The sequence below is a fragment of the Caulobacter rhizosphaerae genome, from assembly GCF_010977555.1.
In the GTDB taxonomy this organism is placed as follows: domain Bacteria; phylum Pseudomonadota; class Alphaproteobacteria; order Caulobacterales; family Caulobacteraceae; genus Caulobacter; species Caulobacter rhizosphaerae.
In genome coordinates, this window is sequence record NZ_CP048815.1 from 4,809,750 (window position 1) to 4,834,298 (window position 24,549).

The 24,549-nt window shown below is 68.2% G+C and carries 17 protein-coding genes; 7 read left to right on the top strand and 10 right to left on the bottom strand.

What is annotated here, in order from left to right:
* The 3 genes from G3M57_RS21915 to G3M57_RS21925 all read right to left on the bottom strand — a co-directional run bounded on the left by G3M57_RS21915 (position 1) and on the right by G3M57_RS21925 (position 5,119).
* On the bottom strand, positions 1-1,560 hold the full coding sequence (locus G3M57_RS21915; RefSeq protein ID WP_163233015.1) for a class I adenylate-forming enzyme family protein: 1,560 nt from the start codon (positions 1,558-1,560) through the stop codon (positions 1-3).
* Between the two features lie 126 nt (positions 1,561-1,686).
* The gene (locus tag G3M57_RS21920; protein WP_188916256.1) at positions 1,687-3,777 is read right to left on the bottom strand and encodes a 3-hydroxyacyl-CoA dehydrogenase NAD-binding domain-containing protein; all 2,091 of its coding nucleotides are present in this window, start codon (positions 3,775-3,777) and stop codon (positions 1,687-1,689) included.
* Between the two features lie 115 nt (positions 3,778-3,892).
* The gene (locus G3M57_RS21925) at positions 3,893-5,119 is read right to left on the bottom strand and encodes a serine hydrolase domain-containing protein (protein ID WP_163233019.1); all 1,227 of its coding nucleotides are present in this window, start codon (positions 5,117-5,119) and stop codon (positions 3,893-3,895) included.
* 108 nt (positions 5,120-5,227) lie between these two features.
* On the opposite strand from G3M57_RS21925, the gene G3M57_RS21930 reads away from it, so the two are divergent.
* From G3M57_RS21930 to G3M57_RS21955, 6 genes are all read left to right on the top strand, one after another.
* The gene (locus G3M57_RS21930) at positions 5,228-7,180 is read left to right on the top strand and encodes an ATP-binding protein (RefSeq protein ID WP_163233021.1); all 1,953 of its coding nucleotides are present in this window, start codon (positions 5,228-5,230) and stop codon (positions 7,178-7,180) included.
* A 166-nt stretch (positions 7,181-7,346) separates the two neighbouring features.
* Entirely contained in the window at positions 7,347-8,588 is a 1,242-nt protein-coding gene (locus G3M57_RS21935) for a TetR/AcrR family transcriptional regulator (protein ID WP_163233023.1), read from the top strand.
* Between the two features lie 465 nt (positions 8,589-9,053).
* Entirely contained in the window at positions 9,054-9,566 is a 513-nt protein-coding gene (locus G3M57_RS21940; RefSeq protein WP_163233025.1) for a MarR family winged helix-turn-helix transcriptional regulator, read from the top strand.
* Between the two features lie 49 nt (positions 9,567-9,615).
* Positions 9,616-11,142 carry an efflux transporter outer membrane subunit gene (locus tag G3M57_RS21945; protein WP_230983950.1) on the top strand — a complete coding sequence of 509 codons (1,527 nt, stop codon included), beginning with the start codon at positions 9,616-9,618 and terminating at the stop codon, positions 11,140-11,142.
* Positions 11,139-12,218, top strand: a complete 1,080-nt coding sequence (locus tag G3M57_RS21950) for an efflux RND transporter periplasmic adaptor subunit (RefSeq protein WP_163233027.1) — start codon at positions 11,139-11,141, stop codon at positions 12,216-12,218. The genes G3M57_RS21945 and G3M57_RS21950 overlap by 4 nt, the downstream gene beginning before the upstream one ends.
* A complete protein-coding gene (locus G3M57_RS21955; RefSeq protein WP_056760839.1) occupies positions 12,218-15,373 on the top strand; it encodes an efflux RND transporter permease subunit in 3,156 nt (1,051 codons plus the stop codon). The genes G3M57_RS21950 and G3M57_RS21955 overlap by 1 nt, the downstream gene beginning before the upstream one ends.
* 151 nt (positions 15,374-15,524) lie before the next feature.
* Here G3M57_RS21955 and G3M57_RS21960 read toward each other — a convergent pair whose 3' ends face one another.
* The 5 genes from G3M57_RS21960 to rpsL form a co-directional block, all read right to left on the bottom strand.
* Positions 15,525-16,010, bottom strand: a complete 486-nt coding sequence (locus G3M57_RS21960; protein WP_056760848.1) for a thermonuclease family protein — start codon at positions 16,008-16,010, stop codon at positions 15,525-15,527.
* Positions 16,011-16,439: 429 nt separating this feature from the next.
* Positions 16,440-17,630: an elongation factor Tu gene (tuf, locus tag G3M57_RS21965; RefSeq protein WP_035072114.1), complete on the bottom strand. Its 1,191-nt coding sequence runs from the start codon at positions 17,628-17,630 to the stop codon at positions 16,440-16,442.
* 60 nt (positions 17,631-17,690) lie between these two features.
* On the bottom strand, positions 17,691-19,769 hold the full coding sequence (fusA, locus tag G3M57_RS21970; RefSeq protein WP_056762625.1) for an elongation factor G: 2,079 nt from the start codon (positions 19,767-19,769) through the stop codon (positions 17,691-17,693).
* Between the two features lie 113 nt (positions 19,770-19,882).
* Complete coding sequence (rpsG, locus tag G3M57_RS21975; protein ID WP_007661568.1) at positions 19,883-20,356, bottom strand: 30S ribosomal protein S7; 474 nt, start codon at positions 20,354-20,356, stop codon at positions 19,883-19,885.
* A 12-nt stretch (positions 20,357-20,368) separates the two neighbouring features.
* Positions 20,369-20,740, bottom strand: coding sequence for a 30S ribosomal protein S12 (gene rpsL / locus G3M57_RS21980; protein ID WP_007661566.1), 372 nt, complete (start codon positions 20,738-20,740; stop codon positions 20,369-20,371).
* Between the two features lie 415 nt (positions 20,741-21,155).
* Between rpsL and G3M57_RS21985 the strand changes: the two genes are divergently transcribed.
* The gene (locus G3M57_RS21985; RefSeq protein WP_163233029.1) at positions 21,156-21,938 is read left to right on the top strand and encodes a hypothetical protein; all 783 of its coding nucleotides are present in this window, start codon (positions 21,156-21,158) and stop codon (positions 21,936-21,938) included.
* On the opposite strand, the gene G3M57_RS21990 is transcribed toward G3M57_RS21985, so the two are convergent.
* Complete coding sequence (locus G3M57_RS21990; RefSeq protein ID WP_056762623.1) at positions 21,865-23,706, bottom strand: methyl-accepting chemotaxis protein; 1,842 nt, start codon at positions 23,704-23,706, stop codon at positions 21,865-21,867. The two genes, G3M57_RS21985 and G3M57_RS21990, sit on opposite strands and share 74 nt — an antisense overlap.
* A gap of 144 nt (positions 23,707-23,850) precedes the next feature.
* A complete protein-coding gene (locus G3M57_RS21995) occupies positions 23,851-24,465 on the bottom strand; it encodes a glutathione S-transferase family protein (RefSeq protein ID WP_056762622.1) in 615 nt (204 codons plus the stop codon).
* Positions 24,466-24,549 lie beyond the last annotated feature (84 nt).

The window sequence follows — 24,549 nt, forward strand, 5'->3', positions numbered from 1 at the left end:
CTAGGCAGAAGCCGTCCACGCGTCGCGCAACTCGCGCTTCAGGACCTTGCCGATATGGCTGCGGGGCAGGGATTGGACGAGTTTCAGGTCGGCCAGCCGCTGGGTCTTACCAAGGCGAGCATTGACCCAGGACCTCAACCCGTCCGCGTCAATTCGCCCTTCTCCTGGAGACTTGAGCGCCACGAAGGCCACCGGCGATTCGCCCCAGGCGTCGGAGGGCACGCCGACCACCGCCGCCTCGACCACGTCGGGGTGCTGGACGATCTGGGCCTCGATGTCGCTGGGATAGACGTTGAAGCCGCCGCTGATGATCATGTCCTTCTTGCGATCCATCAGGGTCAGGAAGCCGTCCTCGTCGAACCGGCCGACGTCGCCGGTGCGGATGAAGCTGAGACCCTCGGGCGAGATCCAGGTCGCCTCGGCGGTCTTGCCGGGCTGGCCGTGATAGCCGTTCATCATGCCGGCCGAGCGGCCGACGATCTCGCCGACCACGCCGGGCCCCACCTCCACGCCGTCCTCATCGATCAGCCGGATGTCGTGACCCGGCGCAGGGCGGCCCACCGTGTGCAGCTTGTCCGGATGTTCGTGGGCCATCAGGATGCAGGTGCCGCCGCCCTCGGTCATGCCGAAATACTCGACCAGCCCGCCGGGCCAGCGCGCCAGGACCTGGGCCTTCAGCTCAGCCGCGAACGGCGCGCTGGTGCAGAACTTCAGCTGGGTCGACGACAGGTCGAAGTCGCCGAAGTCGGGACGGTCCATCAGCCGTCTGTACTGCACCGGCACCAGCATGGTGTGGGTCATGCGGTGCTTCTGGGCCAGTTCGAGGTACTTGCCGGCGTCGAACTTCCTCATCAGCACCACGGTCCCGCCGCCGGCCAGGGTGGGGAAGAAGCAGACCAGGGTGGTGTTGGAATAGAGCGGGGTCGACAGCAGGGTGACGGCCTCGGCGCCGTAGCCCACCGCGTCGCCGCGGAACACGTGCTTCCAGCGCATGCCGTGCGACTGGACGATACCCTTGGGCGCGCCCGTGGTGCCGCTGGAATAGATGATGTTGAACGGGTCGTCGGGGGCGATCGTCACCGCGGCCGGAACCGCGCCGACCGGGGCCAGCCAGGCGTCGAAGGCCTCGGCGAAGCCCGAGCCGTCCAGGGCGACCTGGCGCACGGCGATCGGGGCGCCGGCCTGGGCCTCGGCCGCGCCGGCGTCCAGGAACACCCGTCGCGCGCCGCAGTCGGCGACCATGCCGGCGATGGCTTCGGGCGTGGAGGACGGAGCCAGGGGCGCGACGGCGACGCCGGCCCGTAGGGCGCCCAGGAACAGCGCCGCGTAGGGAATCGACGACAGGGCGCAGACCGCGACCGCTTCGCCCTGCCCGACTCCATCACGCTGCAGGGCGGCGGCGACCCGGTCGGCCAGGGCGTCGAACTGGGCGTAGGTCACCGCCTCGCCGGTTTCCATGATGACGGCGGGATGATCGGGGGAGTCCGCCGCCCGCAGCCGCAGGATGTCGCCCATCACGCCGCAGTCGGCGGTGATCATATCGACGATGGTAGGGGACATACAGCAAGCTCCGAGGGATCGCCCTTGTCCTTCGACAGGCTCAGGATGAGGGCTACTTTAGCTCAACGTCGGCAGTCAAAACCCTCATCCTGAGCTTGTCGCAGGACGAGGGTTTTGCACCGATCCTCAGGCGTCCTTGAACCCCTTGCCCTCGGCGACAAGGCGCTCCAGCAGGGCCGAGGGCTTGAAGTCGTCGCCGTGCTGCTCCTGGAACGCCTTCATCCCGGCCAGCACCTTGTCCAGGCCCACCAGTTCGCCCCAGAACATCGGGCCGCCGGTATAGACTGGCCAGCCGTAGCCGTTGATCCACACCGTATCGATGTCCGACGCCCGGATCGCCTTGCCCTCCTCCAGGATCTTGGCGCCTTCGTTGACCATCGGGTACAGGCAGCGCTCCAGGATTTCCTGGTCGCTGATCTGGCGACGCTGGATCTGGCGCTTCTCGGCGAAGTCGAGAATGACCTTCTCCACCTCGGCCGAGGGCTTGGCGACCCGGTTCTCGTCGTAGTCGTAGAAGCCCTTGCCGTTCTTCTGGCCGCGGCGATCCATCTCGCACAGCACCTCGCGGATAGTGGACGAGGAGGTCTTGGCCGGGTCCCAACCGATGTCGAGGCCGGCTAGGTCGCTCATCGCGAACGGCCCCATCGGCAGGCCGAAGTCGTAGAGCACGCGGTCGACGTCCCACGGCATCGCGCCTTCCAGGATCAGACTCATGGCCTCGCGCTGGCGCTGGGCCAGCATGCGGTTGCCGACGAAGCCGTGGCAGTTGCCGACCAGCACCGCGACCTTGCCGATCGTCTTGCCGATCTGCATCGAGGTGGCGATCACCGACTTGTCGGTCTTGGCGCCGCGCACGATCTCCAGCAGGCGCATGACATTGGCCGGCGAGAAGAAATGCAGGCCGATCACGCTTTCCGGGCGGCTGGTCGAGGCGGCGATCACATCGATGTCGAGGTACGAGGTGTTGGAGGCCAGGATCGCGCCGGGCTTGGCGATCCTGTCCAGCTTGCCGAACACCTCCTGCTTGATCTCCATCAGCTCGAACACGGCCTCGATGATCAGGTCACAGTCGGCCAGGTCCTCCAGGTTCATCGACGGGGTCAGCAGACCCATGCGCTTTTCGACGTCGGCTTCCGTCAGCCGGCCCTTCTTGGCGGTGTTCTCGTAGTTCCTGCGGATCACCCCGACGCCGCGATCCAGGTTCTCCGCCTTGGCCTCGATGATCGTCACCGGGATGCCGGCGTTGAGGAAGTTCATCGAGATGCCGCCGCCCATGGTGCCGGCCCCGATCACCCCGACCTTCCTGACCGGGATGATCGGGGTGTCGTCGGGCACGTCGGGGATCTTGGCGGCCTGGCGCTCGGCGAAGAATGCGTGACGCTGGGCGGCCGACTGGCTGCCGCTCATCAGTTCCATGAACAGCTTGCGCTCGAGCTTCAGCCCCTCGTCGAACGGCAGGTTCACCGACGCCTCGACGCACTGGATATTGTACTCTGGAGCCTTGAAGCCGCGGAACTTGCGGGCGTTGGCCTTGCGGAACTCGCTGAAGATCTCGGGCTTGCCGCGCGCGGCCTCGACCTTGGCGTTCTGGTCGCGGATGCGGGTCAGGGGCTTGTCCTCGGCCAGCACCACCCGGGCGAAGGCGATGGCCCCGTCGCGCAGGGCGCCTTCCTCGACGATCGAGTCGAACAGGCCCATGGCCAGGGCGGCCTTGGCCGGCACGTGCTGGCCGGTGGTGACCATCTCGAGCGCCTTCTCGACGCCGACGACGCGCGGCAGGCGCTGGGTGCCCCCCGCGCCGGGCAGCAGGCCGATGTTCACTTCGGGCAGGCCCGCCTTGGCCGAGGGGACGGCGACGCGGTAGTGCGCCACCAGCGCCACCTCCAGCCCGCCGCCCAGCACCGTGCCGTGGATCGCGGCGACCACCGGCTTGGGCGCGTTCTCGATGACGTCCTGCACCTCCTGCAGCGACGGCCCCGTCATGGCCTTGCCGAACTCGGTGATGTCGGCGCCGGCGATGAAGGTCTTGCCTTGGCAGATCAGCACGATGGCCTTGACCGCCGGATCGGCGATCGCCTGCTCGAACGCGCCCTTCAGCCCCTCGCGCACGGCCGCCGACAGGGCGTTGACCGGCGGCGAGTTGAGCGTGACGACGCCGATGTCGCCTTCGACGGTCAGATCCGTGACGTTGTTGATCGCGGTCATGGCGTGCTTCACCCCTGAGATTGGCGTTTCTTGCGTTTGAACGATTGTTTGAAGCAACCCTGCACGAGCCGTCGCCGAAGTCCAGAGGTCCGTCGCGTCACGGGCGTTTGGAGGGCGGCCCAACCCCCTACGCGTCGCTCTCCGTCAGCGCCGCATAGACCAGCGTCCGCAGCTCGCGCCGGATCGGATAGGCCGAGGACGGGATCAACTGCGTCATGAACACCACCGCCAGGTCCTCGACCGGGTCGATCCAGAAGGCCGTGGAGGCCATGCCGCCCCAGAAATATTCGCCCAGCGACCCCAGGTTCCGGGTCCGCGCCTGGTCGACGGTCATGGCGAAGCCCAGGCCGAAGCCCAGCCCCTCGAACACCGTCTCGCTGAACAGCGAGCGGGACATCTCCGTCAGCTCCCGCCCACCCGGCAGGTGGTTCAGGGTCATCAGCTTCAGGGTCTTGGGGCTGACGATCCGCGCCCCGTCCAGCTCGCCGCCGTTCAGCAGCATGCGGCAGAACCGCATATAGTCGTCGGCCGTGGAGACCAGGCCGCCGCCGCCGGACTTCACCGACGGGTCGGAGAAGTAGCGGCTGGTGGCCGGATCGTCCTGCAGCACCACCTCGCCCTTGGGATTCAGGGTGTAGCAGGCCGTGAAGCGATGGCGCTGGCCTTCGGGCACGAAGAAGCCGGTGTCGACCATCTTCAGCGGGTCGAAGATCCGCGCCTTCAGGAACTGATCGAACGGTTGGCCGGAGATCACCTGCACCAGGTAGCCGAGCACGTCGGTGGCCACCGAATAGTTCCAGGCCTCGCCCGGCGAGAATTCCAGCGGCACGGTTCCCAGCGTTTCGACGAAGGCCTCCAGTCCCCCTTCGCTGTCGACCCCGTCCAGCTTCAGCTTGCGATAGGCCGCGTCGACATTGGTGCGCTGCTGGAAGCCGTAGGTCAGGCCGGCGGTGTGGCGCAGCAGATCGAGGATCCGCATCGGCTGGTCGACGGCCCGGGTCATGAAGGCGCCCGCCCCCCCGGCCTGGAACACGCCAAGCTTCTTCCACGACGGGATGAACCGGTGCACCGGATCGTCCAGCGCGACCTTGCCCTCCTCGACCAGCATCATGAAGGCGATCGAGGTGATCGGCTTGGTCATCGAATAGATGCGAAACAGGCTGTCGGCCTGCAGCGGCAGCCCGCGCTCCTTGTCCGCCGCACCTAGGATCGTCGTGTGCGCCAACTGGCCGCGACGCCAGACCTGGACCAGGGCGCAGGGCAGCTTCCCGGGCGCGACGTAGCGTTCCTGGATGAAGGCGTCGATGCGCTTCAATCGATCGGACGACAGGCCCACGGCCTCAGGCGTGCTCAAGCGGTATTCCTCCTGCGTGCTGTTCTTGGCGATGACCGAAGAGACGGTATGTCGCAACGCCTCCTTCACGCGATCATGCGCATATCGATTGAAAACCAGGGAATGGGGATGGGCAAGCACTTGCGCGACGAGCCAGCCGGGGGGCTTGCGGCGTCCGGCCTCGAACAGGCCGCCGCCGATTGGTTCTTCGAAAGCAGCCTCGACATGTTCGTGGTGCTGGAGAACGACGCCATTCTCCGCGTCAATCCGGCCTGGACCCGGCTGACCGGCTGGGCGCCCGAAGAGACCCTGGGCCGGTCGATGCGCGACTTCTTCCACCTGCACGACACCGATGTCCTGCGCGGCGTCGGCGACACCCTGCGCGCACAGGGCCAGGCCCGGGCCGAGCACCGCCTGGCCCGCAAGGGCGGCGGCTGGCTGTGGGTCTGCTCGCAATCCAAGCTGCTGCCCGAGACGTTCGGACACGACGCCGTGCTGGTCGTGTTCCAGGACTTCACCGAGGACCGCGCCCGGCGGATCGAGCGCCAGCAGTCCGAGCGCGCCAACGAGCTGCTGCGCAACGCCGCCGGCGTCTATGTCTGGCGGTTCGACCCGCGCAAGGGGATCTACGTCTTCGAGCAGGACGTCCCCACTCCATCGTCGCCGGACGGCGGGGTGCGGACCATGACCATCGGCGAGATGAACGGCTCGGTCCATCCGGACGACCAGCAGAAGGTCTGGGAGGCGTTCAGCCAGACCCTGGCGACCGGCGATCACCACGTGCTGACCTATCGCTATTTCGACCCGGCCCACCAGAGCTGGATCTGGATGCGATCCGCCTGGCGGGGCGCGCGGGGCGCCAGCGCCAGGAGCTGGGACGTGATCGGCATCAGCCAGGACGTTACCGAACTGGTCGCCACCCGCGACGCCGCCCTGCACGCGGCCGAGGCCAAGTCCCAGTTCCTGGCCAATATGAGCCACGAGATCCGCACCCCGATGAACGGTGTGTTGGGCGTCATGCACCTACTCAAGCGCGAGACCCTTTCAGCAGACGGCCGGCAGTTGCTGACCGAGGCGCTTGATTGCGGGGCCATGCTGTCGGAGCTGCTCAACGACATCATCGACTTTTCCAAGGTCGAGGCGGGCAAGCTGGAACTGCACGTCGAGCCGATCGATCCGGCCGCGGTCCTGCGCAGCGTCGCAGACCTGCTGCGCCCGTTGGCCACGCAGAAGGGCCTGGGCCTGACCATCGCCGTCGCCCCCGGGGTCGGCTGGATCGGCGCGGACCCTCTGCGGCTGCGCCAAGCCCTGTTCAACCTGGTGGGCAACGCCGTGAAGTTCACCCTGGAGGGCGGCGTCCAGGTCCGCCTGGCGCCGGCCGGTCGGCCAGGCGAACGGCGCCTGCGCTTCGAGATCCAGGACACCGGCGTCGGCATCGACGAGGCCATCGCCGACGGCCTGTTCCAGCGCTTCAGCCAGGCCGACGGCTCGACCACCCGGCGGTTCGGCGGCGCCGGCCTGGGCCTGGCCATCACTCGGCGGCTGGCGATCCTGATGGGCGGCGACATCGGCTTTTCCAGCCCGCCGGAAGGCGGCTCGCTGTTCTGGCTCGAGATCGCCGCCCCGCCCGCCTCCGAGGCCGTCGCGCCCGCGGAGCCGGCGGACATCGCCCTGCTGGCCGGCGCGCGTGTGCTGATCGTCGAGGACAACGCCACCAATCGGCTGATCGCCGGCCGGCTGCTGCAGGCCATGGGGGCGGAGGTCGAGACCGCAGACGATGGCGTCCAGGGGGTCGAGGCCGTCGAGCGCGACGCCCGGGGATTCGACCTGGTCTTCATGGACATCCAGATGCCCGGTTTGGACGGCGTCGAGGCCACCCGGCGCATTCGGGCCCTGGGCGGCGAGGCCGGCGCGATCCCGATCATCGCCATGACCGCCAACGCCCTGGCCCACCAGCGGGCGGCCTACATCGCCGCCGGCATGAACGGCGCGGTGGCCAAGCCGCTGTCCCCCGCCGCCCTGGTCCAGGCGATCGCCGCCGTGCTGGGCCAGCCGGCGGATGCAGCTTCCCGGGCGTCCTAGCCTTTCGAACCTCATCGCCGCCGCAATCACGCAACACAGCTGCAAGATTCCAGGTCCACGAAGGCCGCGCCGCAGCGAGTCGCGCCTTGTCGCGAAGGCCAGGCTTCCTAAATCTGGACCCGCGGGTCCAAAACGAGGCCGCGAGCCGGCAACCAGGGGGCGACAGATGGACGACGGCCGGATCGCCAGCCCCGCCACCGAGCGGTACGCCAGGAAGAAGGAGGCGATCCTCGCCGCGGCCACCGCGATCCTGAACCGCCAGGGCGTCAAGGGCATGACCCTGTCGGACGTGGCCGCCAAGGTGGGGCTGATCACCACCAGCGTCACCTACTACTACCGCAAGAAGGACGACCTGGCCGCCGCCTGTTTCATGCGCGGCGTGGAGCGCCTCGACGCCGTGGTCGGCGAGGCGGCCAAGGCGCCGGACGCGCCCAGCCGCCTGCTGGCCTTCCTGGACCTGTATCTCGACCTGAACCGCCGCGTGCGGCTGGGCGAGGCCGCGCCCCTGACCAGATTCACCGAAATGCGGGCCCTGAAGGAGCCCCTGCGCGGCTCGGTGCAGGGCGCGTTCAACGATCTGTTCCGCCGGGTGCGCGGCTTCTTCGAAGGTCCGCAGTTCGACCACCTCGACAAGCGCGACCGCAACGCCCGCACCCAGCTGTTGCTGGAGCAGCTGTTCTGGACGGGCTCGTGGCTGCGCCGCTACGACGTCGAGGACTATGGCCGCGTCCGCGACAAGATGTACGACATCCTAGTCCACGGCCTGACCCCGAAGGGCGCCGGCGGCCACGCCGCCTGGGCTCCACTGCCCCTGCCCGACCCGACGCCGCAGTCGTCCGAGGGCCAGGAATGGCGCGAGACCTTCCTGGTCGCCGCCACCCGGCTGATCAACCAGCGTGGCTATCGCGGGGCCTCGGTCGAGGACATCTCGGCCCAGTTGAACGTCACCAAGGGCTCGTTCTACCACCACCATGAGGACAAGGACGCCCTGGTGGTCGAGTGCTTCGAGCGCACCTTCGCCGTCACCCGCAAGGCCCAGGCCGACGCCCGCGCCCTGGGCGCCGACGGCTGGACCCAGCTGTCCTCGGCGACCGCCGCCCTGGTCGCCTACCAGCTGTCGGAGCACGGTCCGCTGCTGCGCGCCTCGTCGATGGGCGCCCTGCCGATCGAGATCCGCCACGAGATGGTTCAGGGCTACAACCGCGGCTCCGAACGGTTCGCGGCGATCATCTCGGACGGCGTCGCCGAGGGCTCGGTGCGGGCGGTGGACCCGATGATCGCGGCCCACATGATCAATTCGATGCTGAACGCCGCCGCCTCGCTGGGCGTCTGGGTTCCAGGCCTTGAGCGCGACGAAGCGGCCCAGCTGTTCGCCCGGCCGCTGCTGACGGGGCTGTTTTCGAAGTAGGCGCGGCGAACACTTGCCCCCACCTGACCGCTGCGCGGTCTGTCCGCCCCCATGGGGGGCGGAGCCTTCGCATTGAAGCGCTCTTCCCCCTCCGGGGGAAGACGGCCGCGAAGCGGTCCGTAGGGGGCAGGCGGTCGCCGGCTCATCCCATGAGGTGAAATAATCGCCGCGCCATGTCGCAAAGCCCCGCCCTGCTTCGTCATCCTCGGGAAGGCTGAAGCGCGGACGTCCTCGCGCCCTCCACCCTGGCGAGAAAAATTGCGATGACGTCTCCCCCTTTCATTCCGCCTCCCTCGCACCCAATTGAACGAACGTCGATCGCTCACGAGGGCGGACGGCCGTTTGGGGTTGGGGGTTGAGCGGTGAAGGTCCGGGCGAGCGAGCCCGCCACAGCGGCGGCGGGATCTTCCTCTATATTGCTAAGCAATTTGACTATTAAATTCCTTAGCAATATGAGTCGCGACCATGGCGAACAGCGATCCTCCACCCGGACAAGAACCCTGGCGCGGATCGCACACGCCCCGCGATCCGATCGGCCAGCGGCTGAAGACCATCTCGATGCTCACGCGCCAGATCGGTCGCAAGATCGGCGAGAACCTGGGCGTGAACGTCACCGACATGGCGGCGCTGGAGCACCTGCTGATCAACGGACCGATGACGCCGGGCCAGCTGGCCGGGCATCTGAAGGTGACCACCGCCGCCGCCACCCAGGTCGTCGACCGCCTGGAACGCGCCGGCCACGTCGCGCGCGAGCGACGGACCAACGATCGGCGCAAGATCTGCGTCGTGCCGGTGGCGGCCGCGCTCGATCGGGCCTTCGCGCAACTGGCGCCAATGATGAATGGACTGGACGGGGTCATCGCCGACCTGTCGCCCGCCGAACGCCAGGTCATCGAACGCTTTCTGGACCAGGTCGTCGAGGTCTACGGGACCGTCGCCGGCCTTCCGACGGCCTCGCCCCCTCGACCCCATTGTTGAAATAGTCCCGACCGCCCTCCCCGTCGGTCGCGCCCGCAGGTGATTGTTGATGAGTGAGATGATGACCGGAGAGCCCAGGCGCCCTCGGCCATTCCGATCCGGGGCTCCGACCTCGGCGCTGGACCTGGCCCTGGGCCTGGGCCTGGGCCTGGCGGGTCTGGTCCTGGCCGGCTGCGTGAACACCCCGCGTCCGACGCCCGACACCCGCCTGCCCGCCGCCTACGAAGCCCCCGCCGGAACGGCGCAGGCCGACCTCGACCGCTGGTGGACCAGCTTCAACGACCCGCAGTTGACCAGCCTGATCGAGACGGCGCTGGAAAAGGCGCCCGACGCCCGCACCGCCGCCGCCGTGCTGGACGAGGCCCGCGCCGTCCGCCGCGGCCAGGTGCGCCAGATCTGGATCCCGAACACGCCCCTGACCGGCAACGCCGGCCGCACCCACACGGAAATCCTCAGCCAGACCGTTCCGCCGGGCGGCATCCCCTTCACCCGGGGCGGCGACAGCGACAGCTACAACGCCAATTTCGACGTCAGCTGGGAACTGGACCTGTTCGGCCGCAAGCGGGCCGGCCTGGGCGTGGTCAACAACGACTTCGCCGCCGCCCGTTTCGCCTATGAAGGGGCCCGCGCCTCGCTGGCCGCCAATGTCGCCCAGTCCTATTTCGAAGCCCGCGGCCTGGCCGTGCAACTGGACGACGCCCGCCAGACCGAGCGCATCAACACCTCGCTGCGCGACTTCGCGGTCAAGAAGGCCAATGCCGGCCTGATCGCCACCTCCGAAGCCGACCGCGCCGAGGCCGACCTGGCCGACACCCAGGCCCGCGCCGCCAACCTGGAGGCCCAGCTGGGCGCCGCCCGCCGCAGCCTGCTGATCCTGGTCGGGCGCGGGATCGACCCTCTGGCCAGCCTGCCGGTCGACGCCAGGCTGGACCTGGCCCCGCCCGTACCCGCCACCATTCCCGGCGACCTGCTGGGCCGCCGACCGGACGTGCGCGAAGCCCAGGCCCGCCTGGCCTCGGCTTCCAAGACGCTGAAGGTCAACGAACTGGCCCTGCTGCCGACCTTCAACATCACGCCCGGCGTGGGCCTGTCCAAGAGCGTGTCGCCCAGCTTCGGCGGCGGCAGCGGGACGAGCTCCACCTCCACGTCCACCTGGACCCTGGGGGCCAATGTCTCGATCCCGGTGCTGAACATCCCGGCCCTGCTGGCCGACATCGACGCCCAGGACGCTCGCACCCGCCAGGCCGCCATCGCCTTGGAGAAGACCGTGCAGACCGCCTATGGCGAGGCCGAGAACGCCATGCTGCAGCTGGCCGCCGACCAGCGCCGCGTCAACCTGCTGACCGCCGGCGAGGCCCGGGCCCAGCGCGCCTACGAGGCCAACCGCAAAGGCTATGGCCTGGGCCTGATCGACCTGACCACCACCCTGCAGGCCGAGCAGTCCTGGCGCGCCTCGCGCTCGGCCCTGACCGGCGCCCGGACCGACGCCCTGCTGCACGCCGTCCAGACCTACAAGGCGCTGGGCGGCGGCTGGTCGCCGACGTCCATGACCTCGACCCAAGTTTCCTCGAAATGAGACCCTTCCCCATGACGACCCGCACCGTGCTCGCCGCCATGATCCTGATCGCCTCGACCGGCCTGACCGCCTGCGGCGACAAGAAGGACAAGCCCGCAGAGAAGGCCCCGGCCGCCGCCCAGGCCCGCGCTGTCAGCGTCGGCTCGGTCGAGACCCGGCCGCTGGGCGGCGGGGTCGAGGCCTCGGGCCAGTTGGTCTCGCGCGAGGAGGCCGCCGTCGGCTCCGAGCTCAGCGGCTACCGCGTCGCCCGGCTCTATGCCGACGAAGGCGACTGGGTGCGGGCCGGACAGCCGCTGGCCCAGCTGGACGCCACCCTGTTGCGGGCCCAGGTCGACCAGCAGGCGGCCCTGACCGCTCAGGCCCAGGCGGAGGCCAAGCGGGTCGCCGGCCTGGACGGCCAGGGCGTGCTTAGCCAGGAGCAGATCGAGACCCGCCGGTACCAGGCCAAGGCTCAGGAAGCGGCGTTGAACGAGCTGCGCACCCGGGTTTCGCGGATGACCATCACCGCCCCCGTCAGCGGCCGGATCCTGCAGCGCGGCGTCCAGCCGGGCCAGATCGCCGGCGGCGGGACCACGCCCTGGTTCACCATCGCTCGCGACGGCCTGGTCGAGCTGGACGCCGAGGTCAACGAGGCCGACCTGGCGGGGGTCCGCGCCGGCCAGCCGGTCCAGGTCAGCCTACCCGGCGGCCAGTCGGTGTCGGGCGTGGTGCGCCTGGTCAGCCCGCGGGTCGACAGCAACAGCCGCCTGGGCCGGGTGCGCGTGCGCCTGCCGGTCCGTCCCGACCTGCGCCCCGGCGGCTTCGGCCGCGCCACCTTCGGCGCTTCCGGCACATCGGTGACCGCCATCCCTGAGTCCGCGATCCGCTACGAGGCCGACGGCCTTTATGTGATGACGGTCGACAGCGCCAACCGCGCCCACCAGACGCCGGTCAAGATCGGCCAGAAGGGCGGCGGCTGGGCCCAGGTCGTCCAGGGCCCGCAGGCCGGAACCCGCATCGTGCTGGGCGGAGCCTCGTTCGTCACCGACGGCGACCTGATCCGCCCCGCCGCCACGACCCAGCAGGCGGCGCGCTGATGGCTACTGAACACAAGACTGGCGAACACAAGACTGGCGAACTCCGCATCTCCGCCTGGGCGATCAAGAACCCGATCCCCGTCGCGGTGCTGTTCATCGCCCTGATCATCGCCGGCATCGGCTGCTACATGGGCCTGCCCATCAAGCAGTTCCCCAATGTCGAGTTCCCCGCCGTGACCGTGACGGTTACCCAGAGCGGCGCCGCGCCCGGCGAGATGGAGACCCAGGTCACCCGCCCGATCGAAGACGCGGTGGCCAGCATCTCCAACGTCAAGACCATCCGCTCGTCGGTGGTCCAGGGAGCCTCGACCACAACGATCGAGTTCAACCTCGGCGAGGACCTGCAGAAGGTCACCGACGAGGTGCGCTCCAAGGTCGACCAGACCCGCTCGCTGCTGCCGCGCGAGGTCGACGAGCCGATCGTCCAGCGCCTGGAGATCACCAGCGCCCCGATCATCACCTACGCCGTCTCGGCCCCGAACATGAGCGCCACCGAGCTGTCGTGGTTCATCGACGACACGGTCACCCGCGCCCTGCAGGGCGAGAAGGGCGTAGCCCAGGTGGCCCGGGTCGGCGGCGTCGACCGCGAGATCAACGTCATCATCGATCCCGACCGCATGGCCAGCTTCGGCGTCACCGCCCCGCAGCTGAACCAGGCCCTGGCCAGCTTCAGCGTCGACGCCCCCGGCGGCCGCGCCAAGATCGGCGGCCGCGAGCAGACCCTGCGCGTGCTGGGCGCGGCCACCACCGTCGAGCAGCTGCGCGCCATCACCATCCCGGTGGCCGGCGGCCGCTATGTGAAGCTGACCGACGTGGCCCAGGTCGGCCAGGGCGCGGAGGAGGAGCGCGGCTTCGCCCGTCTGGACGGCAAGCCCGTGGTCGCCTTCCAGGTGATGAAGACCCGCGACTCGAGCGACGTGGCCGTCGAGGATCGCGTCAAGGCGGCCGTCGACAGGCTGGAGGTCAAGCAACCGGGCGTGACGTTCGTGAAGATCTTCTCGACTGTCGACGAGACCCGCGCCAGCTTCACCGCCACCGAGCACACCCTGCTGGAAGGCATGCTGCTGGCCTCGCTGGTGGTGTTCCTGTTCCTGCGCGAGTGGCGGGCCACCCTGATCACCGCCATCGCCATGCCGGTGTCGCTGATCCCCACCTTCGCCTTCATGGCGGTGATGGGCTTCTCGCTGAACGTCGTGACCCTGCTGGCCCTGACCCTGGTCATCGGCATCCTGGTCGACGACGCCGTGGTCGAGATCGAGAACATCGAAAAGCGTGTCTCGCGCGGACAGAGGCCGTTCCAGGCGGCCATGGAAGGCGCGGACTCCATCGGCCTGGCCGTCGTGGCCACCACCTTCACCATCGTGGCGGTGTTCGTGCCGGTGTCCTACATGCCCGGCACGCCCGGCCAGTTCTTCAAGGAATTCGGCCTGACCGTCGCCGTGGCCGTGCTGTTTTCGCTGGTGGTCGCCCGCCTGTTGACGCCGCTGCTGGCCGCCTATTTCCTCAAGCCGTCAAAGGACCCGCATCCGCGCAAGCCGTTCGAGGGCCTCTATCGCAAGAGCCTGGACTGGGCCCTCGACCACCGGATCATCGCCTTCTTCCTGGGCGGCCTGCTGACCGTGGGCTCGCTGGTCGGCTCGGTCTTCCTGGCGATGATTGGCGTGTTGGCCGTCGGCTTCCAGCCACAGGGCAACGCCAACTACTACTACCTCAAGGTCCAGGGTCCGCCGGGGGCGACCACGGCCGACATGGAGCGCACCGTCCAGGCGGTGACCACCCTGTTCCGCAAGCGTCCCGAGACCGCCCACGTCTTCGCCCAGGTCGGTTCGAACATCGGCAGCGGCTGGGGCGGCCAGAGCGGCGCCGACCTGCGCGACGCCACCATCACCATCGTGCTGAACGGCAAGCGCGACCTGACGGTGACGCAGATCAAGCAGGTGGTCCGCAACAGCCTGCACGACATTCCCGACGCCCGGGTCAACCTGCTGGGCGACTGGGGCACCTCGGACGTCCAGACCATCCTGACCGCCGAGGACGGCCCGCTGCTGGAACGCACGGCCGCCCAGATCGAGCGCGAGATGCAGAAGCTGACCACCGTGGCCGATCCGCGTCCTTCCTCGCCGCCCAGCGGTCCGGAAATCGTTATCCGGCCCAAGCCCGACGAAGCCGCCCGCCTGGGCGTCAGCGCCGCCGACATCGCCGCCATCGCCCGCGTGGCCACGGTCGGCGACATCGACGCCAACGTCGCCAAGATGACCCAGGGCGAGCGGCGGATCCCGATCCGCGTGCGCCTGCCGGCCGACACCCGCGCCGACCTCGACGCCCTGGGCGCCCTGCGCATCCCCACGGCCAACGGCGGCTCGACCCGGCTCGACACCGTCGCCGACCTGTCGTTCCAGGCGGGACCCGCCAAGATCGACCGCTTCGCGCGCAAGCGTCAGCTGACCATCGAGGCCGACCTCAACAACGGCGCCCAGTTGGGTCAGGCGATGAGCGACGTCAACAACCTGCCCACGATGAAGAAGCTGCCCGCCGGCGTCGCCCCCGCAGCGGCCGGCGACCAGGAGGCCTTCATCGAACTGTTCACCGGCTTCGCGGTGGCTCTGCTGTCGGCCGTGGGCCTGGTGTTCGGCGTGCTGATCCTGCTGTTCCGCAGCTTCTTCAAGCCGATCACCATCCTGTCGGCCCTGCCATTGGCGATCAGCGGGGCCCTGGTCGCCCTGGTCGTCACCGGCCAGTCGCTGTCGATGCCGTCGCTGATCGGCTTCCTGATGCTGATGGGCCTGGCGGCCAAGAACTCGATCCTGCTGGTCGAATACGCCATCGAGCAGGAACGGGCCGGCATGACCCAGCGCGACGCCATCCTCGACGCCTGCCACGAGCGGGCCCGGCCGATCATCATGACCACCCTGGCGATGATGGCCGGCATGCTGCCCACCGCGCTTGGCATCGGCACCGGCTCGGAATTCCGCCAGCCGATGGCCGTGGCGGTGATCGGCGGCCTGATCACCTCGACCGTGCTGTCCCTGGTGCTGGTGCCGGTGGTCTACGAGATCGTCGACGACATCGAGCGCTGGCTCACCCCCAAGCTCTCGCGCATGACCACCCCGCGCGAGGCGGACGGCGGCAGGCTGTCGCCGGTGGACCGGCTGTAGGAGCGCCGTCGACATCCGACTTCGGAAGCGAAAACCTCGTCCTTCGACAAGCTCAGGATGAGGTTTTCTTACTGCTGGGCCTGTGAATGGTCCTCATCCTGAGCTTGTCGAAGGACGAGGACCACGCATCGCGCTTGAAGATCCGGCCTGCCTAGTCCAGCAGCGAATTCACGGTCGGACCGCCGGCGGCCTTGGCGCTGATCGGCTCGCACCAGGCGAAGCGGCCGTTCGGACCGTCGGTACGCCGCGCCGCCAGGCCGGCCTCGTACATCTCCTGGCCCAGGTCGAACCCGTCCAGCTTGACGACCGCCAGCTGGCGATGGAACTCGTCGAAGCCCGCCGCCGGCTCGACGGCGATGTCGCGGGCGTCTTTGATCTTGGCCCGCACCCAGGCCAGGGTGGCCTGGGCCGCCGTGGCCTCGGCCCAGCAGCGGGCGTCGGGTATGCCTTGCGGCGCATAGGCGTTGGCCAGCCGCACGTGCTTGCCGTCGATCACCATGGCGTCGGCGCTCAGCACCCGCACGCGGTCGCCCAGGCCCGGCGGCGGGCTGATGGACGCCGGCGGGTCTGGCGTGCGCTGGCAAGCTGCGAGCGTGGCGACCGCCAGGGACAGGACGATAGGCTTTGCGCGGATCAACAGGTCACCCCCGATTTCGCGCTCAGGATAACGTGTTCTCGCCAGACCGGGAACCGGCCTAGGCCGGCGTGACCGCGCCGAACAACTGCTCGGCGAAAAGGTCCAGCGCCTTCTACGACAGGCTGGCGTTGTTGAGGATCACCACACTGGTCCGGTTGGCGAAGCGATGGCCCTACGGATCGCTTCGCGACCGTCTTCCCCCATAGGGGGAAGAGCCTCGCGCCTAAGGCTCCGCCCCTTACGGGGGCGGACAGACCGCGAAGCGGTCAGGTGGGGGCAAGTGGGGAGCCCCCAAAGCAAAAGGCCCCGGAGTTTCCTCCGGGGCCTTCGCTTGTCTTAGCCGAAGCTAGATCGTTCGAGGTTACTCGACGATCTTGGCGCGCCAGAAACGCATGCGTTTCTGGCCACTAAGCATGGTCGAGAAAATCGTTATTCAACGATTTTCGCGACGACGCCGGCGCCGACGGTGCGGCCGCCTTCACGGATGGCGAAGCGCAGCTTCTCTTCCATGGCGATCGGGGTGATCAGCTCGACGTCCAGCTCGGCGTTGTCGCCCGGCATGATCATTTCCACGCCTTCGCGCAGCTTGATGATCCCGGTAACGTCCGTGGTGCGGAAGTAGAACTGCGGGCGGTAGTTGGTGAAGAACGGGGTGTGACGGCCGCCTTCTTCCTTGGTCAGGATGTAGGCTTCGGCCACGAACTTGGTGTGCGGGGTGATCGAACCCGGCTTGCACAGCACCTGGCCGCGCTCGACGTCTTCGCGCTTGGTGCCGCGCAGCAGCACGCCGACGTTGTCGCCCGCCTGACCTTGGTCCAGCAGCTTGCGGAACATTTCGACGCCCGTGCAGGTCGTCTTCTGGACCGGACGGATGCCGACGATCTCGACTTCCTCGCCGACCTTGACGATGCCGCGCTCGACGCGACCCGTGACCACGGTGCCGCGGCCCGAGATCGAGAACACGTCTTCGACCGGCATCAGGAAGGGCAGGTCGACCGGACGGTCAGGCTGCGGGATGTAGGTGTCGACCGTGGTCATCAGTTCCAGGATCGACTGCTCGCCGATGACCGGGTCGCCGCCGTCGATGGCGACCTTGGCCGAGCCCTTGGTGATCGGGATGTCGTCGCCGGGGAAGTCGTACGACGAAAGCAGCTCGCGCACTTCCATCTCGACCAGCTCCAGCAGCTCGGCGTCGTCGACCAGGTCGACCTTGTTCATGTAGACGACCAGGGCCGGCACGCCGACCTGACGGGCCAGCAGGATGTGCTCGCGGGTCTGCGGCATCGGGCCGTCGGCGGCCGACACGACCAGGATCGCGCCGTCCATCTGGGCCGCGCCGGTGATCATGTTCTTGACGTAGTCGGCGTGGCCGGGGCAGTCGACGTGGGCGTAGTGACGGTTGGCCGTCTCATATTCCACGTGCGCGGTGTTGATGGTGATGCCGCGGGCCTTTTCTTCCGGCGCGGCGTCGATGTCGGCGTAGTTCTTCGCCGTCGCACCACCGGTCTTGGCCAGAATGATGGTGATCGCAGCCGTCAACGTCGTCTTGCCGTGGTCAACGTGACCAATGGTGCCGATGTTGCAGTGCGGCTTATTACGTTCGAACTTTTCCTTGGCCATTTTTCTCTAGCTCCGGACCCCAGAGGGGCCTGCAATTAAAAGGGGATTTCTGGGGTTAGCTTAGGCGTACTTCTTGATCACTTCGTCGGCGACGTGTTGCGGCACCGGCTCGTAGTGGTCGTATTGCATGGTGAACTGGGCGCGGCCCTGGGACATGCCGCGCAGGGTGTTCACATAGCCGAACATGTTGGCCAGCGGCACGAAGGCGTTCACCACCGTGGCGTTGCCGCGCATGTCCTGGCCCTGGATCATCCCGCGACGGGCGTTCAGGTCGCCGATGACCGAACCCAGGTACTCTTCCGGGGTCACGACCTCGACGGCCATGATCGGCTCGAGCAGCTTGGGAGCGCCCTTTTCACGCAGTTCCTTGAAGGCGGCGCGCGACGCGATTTCGAACGCCAGCACGCTGGAGTCGACGTCGTGGTACTTGCCGTCCGTCAGGGTGGCCTTGAAGTCGATCAGCGGGAAGCCGGCCAGCAGGCCGTTGTCCTTGACGGACTCCAGACCCTTCTGGACGCCGGGGATGTATTCCTTCGGCACCGCGCCGCCGACGATCGAGTTCTCGAACACGAAGCCCGAACCGGGTTCACCGGGTTCGAAAGTGATCATGACGCGAGCGAACTGGCCCGTACCGCCGGTCTGCTTCTTGTGGGTGTAGTCGATCTCGGCCTTGCGACCCAGGCTTTCACGATAGGCGACCTGCGGCGCGCCGATGTTGGCTTCGACCTTGTAGGTGCGCTTGAGGATGTCGATCTTGATGTCCAGGTGCAGTTCGCCCATGCCCTTCAGGATCGTCTGGCCGCTTTCGAAGTCGGTCGAGACGGTGAAGGACGGATCCTCGGCGGCCAGCTTGGCCAGGGCGACGCCCAGCTTTTCCTGGTCGGCCTTGGACTTGGGCTCGACGGCGATCTCGATGACCGGGGCCGGGAATTCCATGCGCTCCAGGATGACCGGCGACTTCAGGGGATCGCACAGGGTGTCACCGGTGCGGGTTTCCTTGAGGCCGGCCAAGGCGACGATGTCGCCGGCGAAGGCTTCCTTGATGTCTTCGCGGTTGTTGGAGTGCATGAGCAGCATGCGGCCGACGCGCTCGCGCTTGTCGCGCGTGGCGTTCAGCAGGCTCATGCCAGTTTCCAGCTTGCCCGAATAGATCCGGCAGAAGGTCAGCGAACCAACGAAGGGGTCGTCCATGATCTTGAACGCCAGGACCGACAGCGGCTCGTCGTCCGAGGCGCGACGCACGACTTCTTCTTCGGTCTTGAAGTCGATGCCCTTGGTCGGCGGGATGTCCACCGGCGAGGGCAGGTAGTCGACGACGGCGTCCAGGAGCGTCTGCACGCCCTTGTTCTTGAAGGCCGAGCCGCAGAGGATCGGATAGAAGGCGCCGGTCAGCACGGCCTTGCGGATGCACTTCTTCAGCACGGCTTCCGAGGGCTCTTCGCCGCCCAGATAGGCTTCCATGGCTTCGTCGTCGAGCTCGACGGCGGCCTCAACCAGGTAAGCGTGAGCTTCCTTGGCCTTGTCCAGCAGGTCGGCGGGAATCTCTTCGTCACGGAAGTTGGCGCCCAGGGCGTCGTTGTCCCAGATCACGGCCTTCATGCGGACCAGGTCGACCAGGCCGCTCAGCGAGGATTCCGAACCGATCGGGAACTGGATCGGAACGGCCTTGGCGCCCAGACGGTCGCGGATCGACTCGACCGACTTGTCGAAGTCGGCGCCGATCTTGTCCATCTTGTTGACGAAGACGATCCGCGGAACCTTGTACTTGTCGGCCTGACGCCAGACGGTTTCCGTCTGCGGCTCGACGCCGGCGTTGCCGTCCAGCACCGTCACGGCGCCGTCGAGGACGCGCAGCGAACGCTCGACTTCGATCGTGAAGTCGACGTGTCCGGGGGTGTCGATGATGTTGAGGCGCTTGTCTTTCCAGAAAGCGGTCGTCGCGGCCGACGTGATGGTGATGCCGCGCTCTTGTTCCTGGTCCATCCAGTCCATGGTCGCGGCGCCGTCGTGGACTTCGCCGATCTTGTGCGACTTACCCGTGTAATACAGGATCCGCTCGGTCGTCGTCGTCTTCCCGGCGTCGATGTGCGCCATGATGCCGAAGTTGCGGTAGTCTTCGATTTTATGCTGGCGGGCCATGGTCTAGCTCTGCGTGACTGCCCGACCCCAAGCTGGGGCGGGGACATTTAAACGTGCGGCGCGGGCGGTTTATCTCAAACCGCCCGCGCCTGAAAGAGTGCTGGTAAGAAAGGTTACCAGCGGTAGTGCGAGAACGCCCGGTTGGCTTCGGCCATCTTGTGGGTGTCTTCGCGCTTCTTCACCGCGGTGCCGCGGTTGTTCGAAGCGTCGAGCAGCTCACCGGCCAGCTTTTCGGTCATGGTGTTTTCGCCACGCTTGCGGGCGGCGGTCACCAGCCAGCGGATGGCCAGGGCGCGACGACGGTCCGGACGGACTTCCACCGGCACCTGATAGGTGGCGCCGCCGACGCGGCGCGACCGGACTTCGATCGCCGGGGCGACGTTGTCCAGGGCGGAGTGGAAGGTCTCAAGCGGACCTTGGTCCTTGCGCTTGTTCTCCAGGATGTCGAAAGCACCATAGATGATGTTTTCGGCGACGGCTTTTTTGCCCTCGTACATCACGTAGTTCATGAACTTCGTGACAATCAGATCTCCAAACTTGGGATCCGGCAGGACTTGGCGTTTCTCGGCGCGACGGCGGCGGGACATACTTCTTCTTCCTTACTTCGGACGCTTGGCGCCGTAGAGCGAACGACGCTGCTTACGATCCTTGACACCTTGGGTATCGAGGACGCCGCGCAGGATGTGATAACGGACGCCGGGCAAGTCCTTGACGCGGCCGCCGCGGATGAGCACCACCGAGTGCTCCTGCAGGTTGTGGCCTTCGCCCGGAATGTAGCAAACGGCTTCGATGCCGGTGGTCAGACGGACCTTGGCGACCTTACGCAGAGCCGAGTTCGGCTTCTTCGGGGTCGTCGTGTAGACGCGGGTGCAAACGCCGCGGCGTTGGGGGCAGCCCTTCAGGGCGGGCACCTTGTTCCGGACCGGCTTAGGCTGGCGCGGTTTGCGGATGAGCTGGTTGACGGTAGGCATTAAGTCTCTGCTCTGATGGAAGCGTGTGCCTTTCGGCCGAGGCGCTTCAGGGTCCTTGTCGTTTTTATTCCGGCTTGTCTCGGCCTCGGATGAGGACCTGATAAACACGAAACTCGCCGGGACGCGGGCAGCGTTCCGGCGGGCTGGTCCGTCGGGGTAAGGGACGGGCGCTCATCAGGACGGACAGGGTCCGCCTCGAAAAGAGCGCGGAAACTACTCGCGAACGCATCCGACGTCAATGCCGAGTCAATTCACGGGTTTGCGCCGGTTCATGGCCCGCTAAGGGCCACGCTTTCGCGCCTTCCAAACCCGACTAGCGAGGGCGATCGGTCACCCCATCTAACGTTCAGCCGCCATGCTTTCGCCACTCGAGGTGGCAAGCCTCGCCGCTCCCCTGTTCCTGTCGAGCTTGTTCTTGTCCCCGGCCACGGCGCGCAAAACCCGGTTGAGAAACGGCGCCGTCCTTGGCGGGTCGCTGGCGCTGCACGCCGTGATCCTGGCCGTCCTGGGCTGGCCGATGGCGGCGCGCTTCCAGGACCGGTCGGACGACGAGGACGCCATCCGCGTCACCCTGGAGCGCGAGTTCACGCCCCGTCGCCCCACGCCCGAGACCGTGGCCAGCGCCGACCGGGCCGCGGCGGCTTCGCCGATCCAGCCGCGCGCGCCGCGCCGGGTCGCGCCGTCCTGGATCCAGCCGCTGGGCGTCGCGCCCGTTCCCGGTCCGCCCGCCCCGAGCAACCGCGCGACCGGCGTCCATCCCGCCCCCCTGCCCGAAGGCCCGCGCGGCGACCTGCGCACCGCCCTGCGCGGAAGCAGCCCCGGTTGCGCCAACGCCCAGGCGGTCGGCCTCAACCGGCGTGAGCAGGAACATTGCGACGAGGCGTTTGGCGCCAAGGCCCGCAACGCGCCAGTCTATGACGCGCCGATGGACGCGGCCAAGCGGCGGGGCTTCGACGCCCAGGCCCTCAAGCAGCAGGCCGACCGCGCCTATCGCGACGCGCCGATGGGCGTCGGGGTGGATCACCGCAATCGCGACGATCCGGGCAAGGGCAAGGACATCCCCTGGGTGCTGGGCGCCGAGCAGGACGGCCTGGGCCGCTCGCGCTCGGCCGAGCAGCAGGCCCTCAAGCGGCTGGACGATGCGCGGAAGGCCGACGAGCGTCGGAAGACGGCCGCGCGCCAGAACGAGCAGCGCTAGCCGCGCCGACCTTGAAGTGGTCGACCAGGGCGGCCAGGCCCTCGACCTCGCGCACCAGGGTCAGGCTGTCGGCGGCCGAGCGGTTGACCATGGCGGCGTTCTTCTGGGTGGCCTGGTCCATGTGGCTGACGGCGGTGTTGACCTCCGACAGGCCCGAGGCCTGCTCGGCGGCCGAGGCGGCGATCTGGCCGATGACGCCGTCGATGGCCCCGACCTGGCCGGCGATCTTCTGTAGAGCCTCGCCGGTGCGGCCCACCAGCACGACTCCGGCCTCGACCTGGCGGGCCGAGTCGGCGATGTGGACCTTGATCTCCTTGGCCGCGTCGGCCGAGCGCTGGGCCAGGGCCCGGACTTCCTGCGCCACGACCGCGAAGCCGCGGCCGGCGTCGCCGGCCCGGGCCGCCTCGACCCCGGCGTTCAGGGCCAGCAGGTTGGTCTGGAAGGCGATCTCGTCGATCACGCCGACGATCTGGGCCACCTGGTGCGAGGAGGCCTCGATGCCGCCGATCGCCTGGATGGTCTCGTCGACGACGGCGCGCGAGCGGCCGGCCTCGGCCTGGGCCTGGCTGACGGCTTCGCGGGCTCCGCGCGCGCCGTCGGCGGCCACACGGACGGCGTTGGTGATCTCGGTAAGCGCGGCGGCGGCCTCTTCCAGGCTGGCGGCCTGCTGCTCGCTGCGGGTCGACAGGTCGCCCGCCGCGCCAGCGATGCCGTTGGCCCCGGCGGTTAACCCGCCCACGGCCGAGATCACCGCGCCCATGGCCTGCTCCAGGCGCTCGACCGCCTGGTTGAAGTCGGCGCGCAGGCGCTCGTAGTCGGGAGCGAAGGCCTCGGTCAGGCGAACGGTCAGGTCGCCGGCCGACAGCCGGTCCAGACCGTGGGCCAGGCGCGAGACGACCAGGGCCTGCTGCTCGGCCTGGTGGCTGTCGCGATCGGCCGACAGGCGGCGCTCGGCCTCGGCGGCTTGGCGATGGGTCTCGGCCTGGGCTTCGATCCGGCCCTTCTCGCGAGCCTCGTCGCGGAAGGCGTGGACCGCGTCGGCCATCAGGCCGATGTCGTCGCGGCGCCCTGCGAACGGCAGGGCGACGGTCAGGTCGCCGCCCATCACCCGCTTCATGGCCTCGCGCAGGTCGCGCAGTGGCGACAGTTGGCGGCGAACCACGGTCACCGAGGCTGCGACGCCCAGGGCCGCCAGCACCGCGCCGGCCACGGCCAGCCAGATCAGCTGGCGATAGACGGGCTGGAAGTAGTCGGCCTTGGCCACGCCGACATAGAGGATGCCGATCACCTGGCCCGAGGCGTCCTTGATCGGGTCGTAGGCCGCGAAATAGGGCTTGCCCAGCACCTTGGCCTCGCCGCGATAGGACTCGCCCCGGTCCAGCACCGCATCATGAACCGGCCCCTTGGCCAGGGTGGTGCCCAGGCCGCGGCTGCCGTCCGGCTTCTGGACGTTGGTGGCGATGCGGGTGTCGCCCAGGAAGATGGTCATGGTGCCGCCGACCAGGTCCTTGACGTGGTCGACCGTGGCGATGTCGCCGTTCAGGACCTTGCCGCCGACCGTCAGCTTGTCGCCGTCACGTGCGAAGACCGCGCCCTGGCCGCCGACCGCGTCCCAGGCCACACGCATGCTGGCCTCCTGCTGGCTGACCGCCTGCGACTTGGCGAAGTCCAGCGAGTTCTTGCCGACGATGGCCAGCAGGGCCAGCAGCAGGGTCATGAAGGCCGCGACGACGGTCAGGCTGACCTTGGTGGAGATGTCGGAACGCATGGGGGCGCCAATGTCTGGAGAATCCTGCCTCCGGTTTGCACCGCAACATCTCAAGCAAGGCTTAACCTTCCGGTCGATTGATCCGCCGAATGAAATCGCGACGTTGCGCCGCACCGGGTAAACGACCCAAGGCCGGCGCTCCCCTCACGCCGCCGCGAAGTCGGGCATGGGCTTGAACCAGGGCTGGGCCTCGACCCGGGCCAGCCACGCGCGCACGGCCGGATAGGGCTCCAGCGCCACCCCGCCTTCGGGGGCGTGGGCCACATACGAGTAGCAGGCCAGGTCGGCGATCGTGACGTGGTCGGCGGCGAGATAGGCGCGGTCCGCCAGGTGGCTGTCCATGAAGGCCAGCACCCGGGCGGCGATGCGAGCGGCGCGGGCCGGATCGTCGGGGAGGTCGAACAGGGCGATCATCCGGGCGATGGCCGGGCCGTGCATGACCTCGCCGGCGGCGATCGACAGCCAGCGCTGGACCCGGGCGGCGGCGACCGGCTCCAGCGGCAGCCAGTCGGCGTCAGGCGCATAGCGACGCGCCAGATAGACCAGGATGGCGTTGCTGTCGGCCAGGACCAGGCCGCCGTCCTGCAGCACCGGGATCTGACCGAGCGGGTTGAGGGCCAGGAAGGCCGGCGAGGCGCGAACATCCTTGGGCGCGGAGACGAAGCGGTAGGCCAGGCCCAGGGCGTTCAGCATCAGGCCCACCCGGTGGGTATGGCCCGAGAGCGGCGTGCCGTGCAGGACGATGGCGGTGTCGGACATCGATGCTTTCCCTTGATGCGGAGGCATCTTCGCCATTGCGCCGTTCGAAATGAATTGAGCAAATAGGCAAGACATAATTGCGGA

What these genes read in the sequence shown, in the direction of transcription:
- G3M57_RS21940 (WP_163233025.1), top strand. Translation starts at nt 9,054, where the DNA reads ATGGCGAACAGCGATCCTCCACCCGGACAAGAACCCTGGCGCGGATCG.
- fusA (WP_056762625.1), bottom strand. Translation starts at nt 19,769, where the DNA reads ATGGCCCGCCAGCATAAAATCGAAGACTACCGCAACTTCGGCATCATG.
- G3M57_RS21990 (WP_056762623.1), bottom strand. Translation starts at nt 23,706, where the DNA reads ATGCGTTCCGACATCTCCACCAAGGTCAGCCTGACCGTCGTCGCGGCC.
- G3M57_RS21955 (WP_056760839.1), top strand. Translation starts at nt 12,218, where the DNA reads ATGGCTACTGAACACAAGACTGGCGAACACAAGACTGGCGAACTCCGC.
- tuf (WP_035072114.1), bottom strand. Translation starts at nt 17,630, where the DNA reads ATGGCCAAGGAAAAGTTCGAACGTAATAAGCCGCACTGCAACATCGGC.
- G3M57_RS21950 (WP_163233027.1), top strand. Translation starts at nt 11,139, where the DNA reads ATGAGACCCTTCCCCATGACGACCCGCACCGTGCTCGCCGCCATGATC.
- G3M57_RS21995 (WP_056762622.1), bottom strand. Translation starts at nt 24,465, where the DNA reads ATGTCCGACACCGCCATCGTCCTGCACGGCACGCCGCTCTCGGGCCAT.
- G3M57_RS21930 (WP_163233021.1), top strand. Translation starts at nt 5,228, where the DNA reads ATGGGCAAGCACTTGCGCGACGAGCCAGCCGGGGGGCTTGCGGCGTCC.
- G3M57_RS21915 (WP_163233015.1), bottom strand. Translation starts at nt 1,560, where the DNA reads ATGTCCCCTACCATCGTCGATATGATCACCGCCGACTGCGGCGTGATG.
- rpsL (WP_007661566.1), bottom strand. Translation starts at nt 20,740, where the DNA reads ATGCCTACCGTCAACCAGCTCATCCGCAAACCGCGCCAGCCTAAGCCG.
- G3M57_RS21945 (WP_230983950.1), top strand. Translation starts at nt 9,616, where the DNA reads ATGAGTGAGATGATGACCGGAGAGCCCAGGCGCCCTCGGCCATTCCGA.
- rpsG (WP_007661568.1), bottom strand. Translation starts at nt 20,356, where the DNA reads ATGTCCCGCCGCCGTCGCGCCGAGAAACGCCAAGTCCTGCCGGATCCC.
- G3M57_RS21935 (WP_163233023.1), top strand. Translation starts at nt 7,347, where the DNA reads ATGGACGACGGCCGGATCGCCAGCCCCGCCACCGAGCGGTACGCCAGG.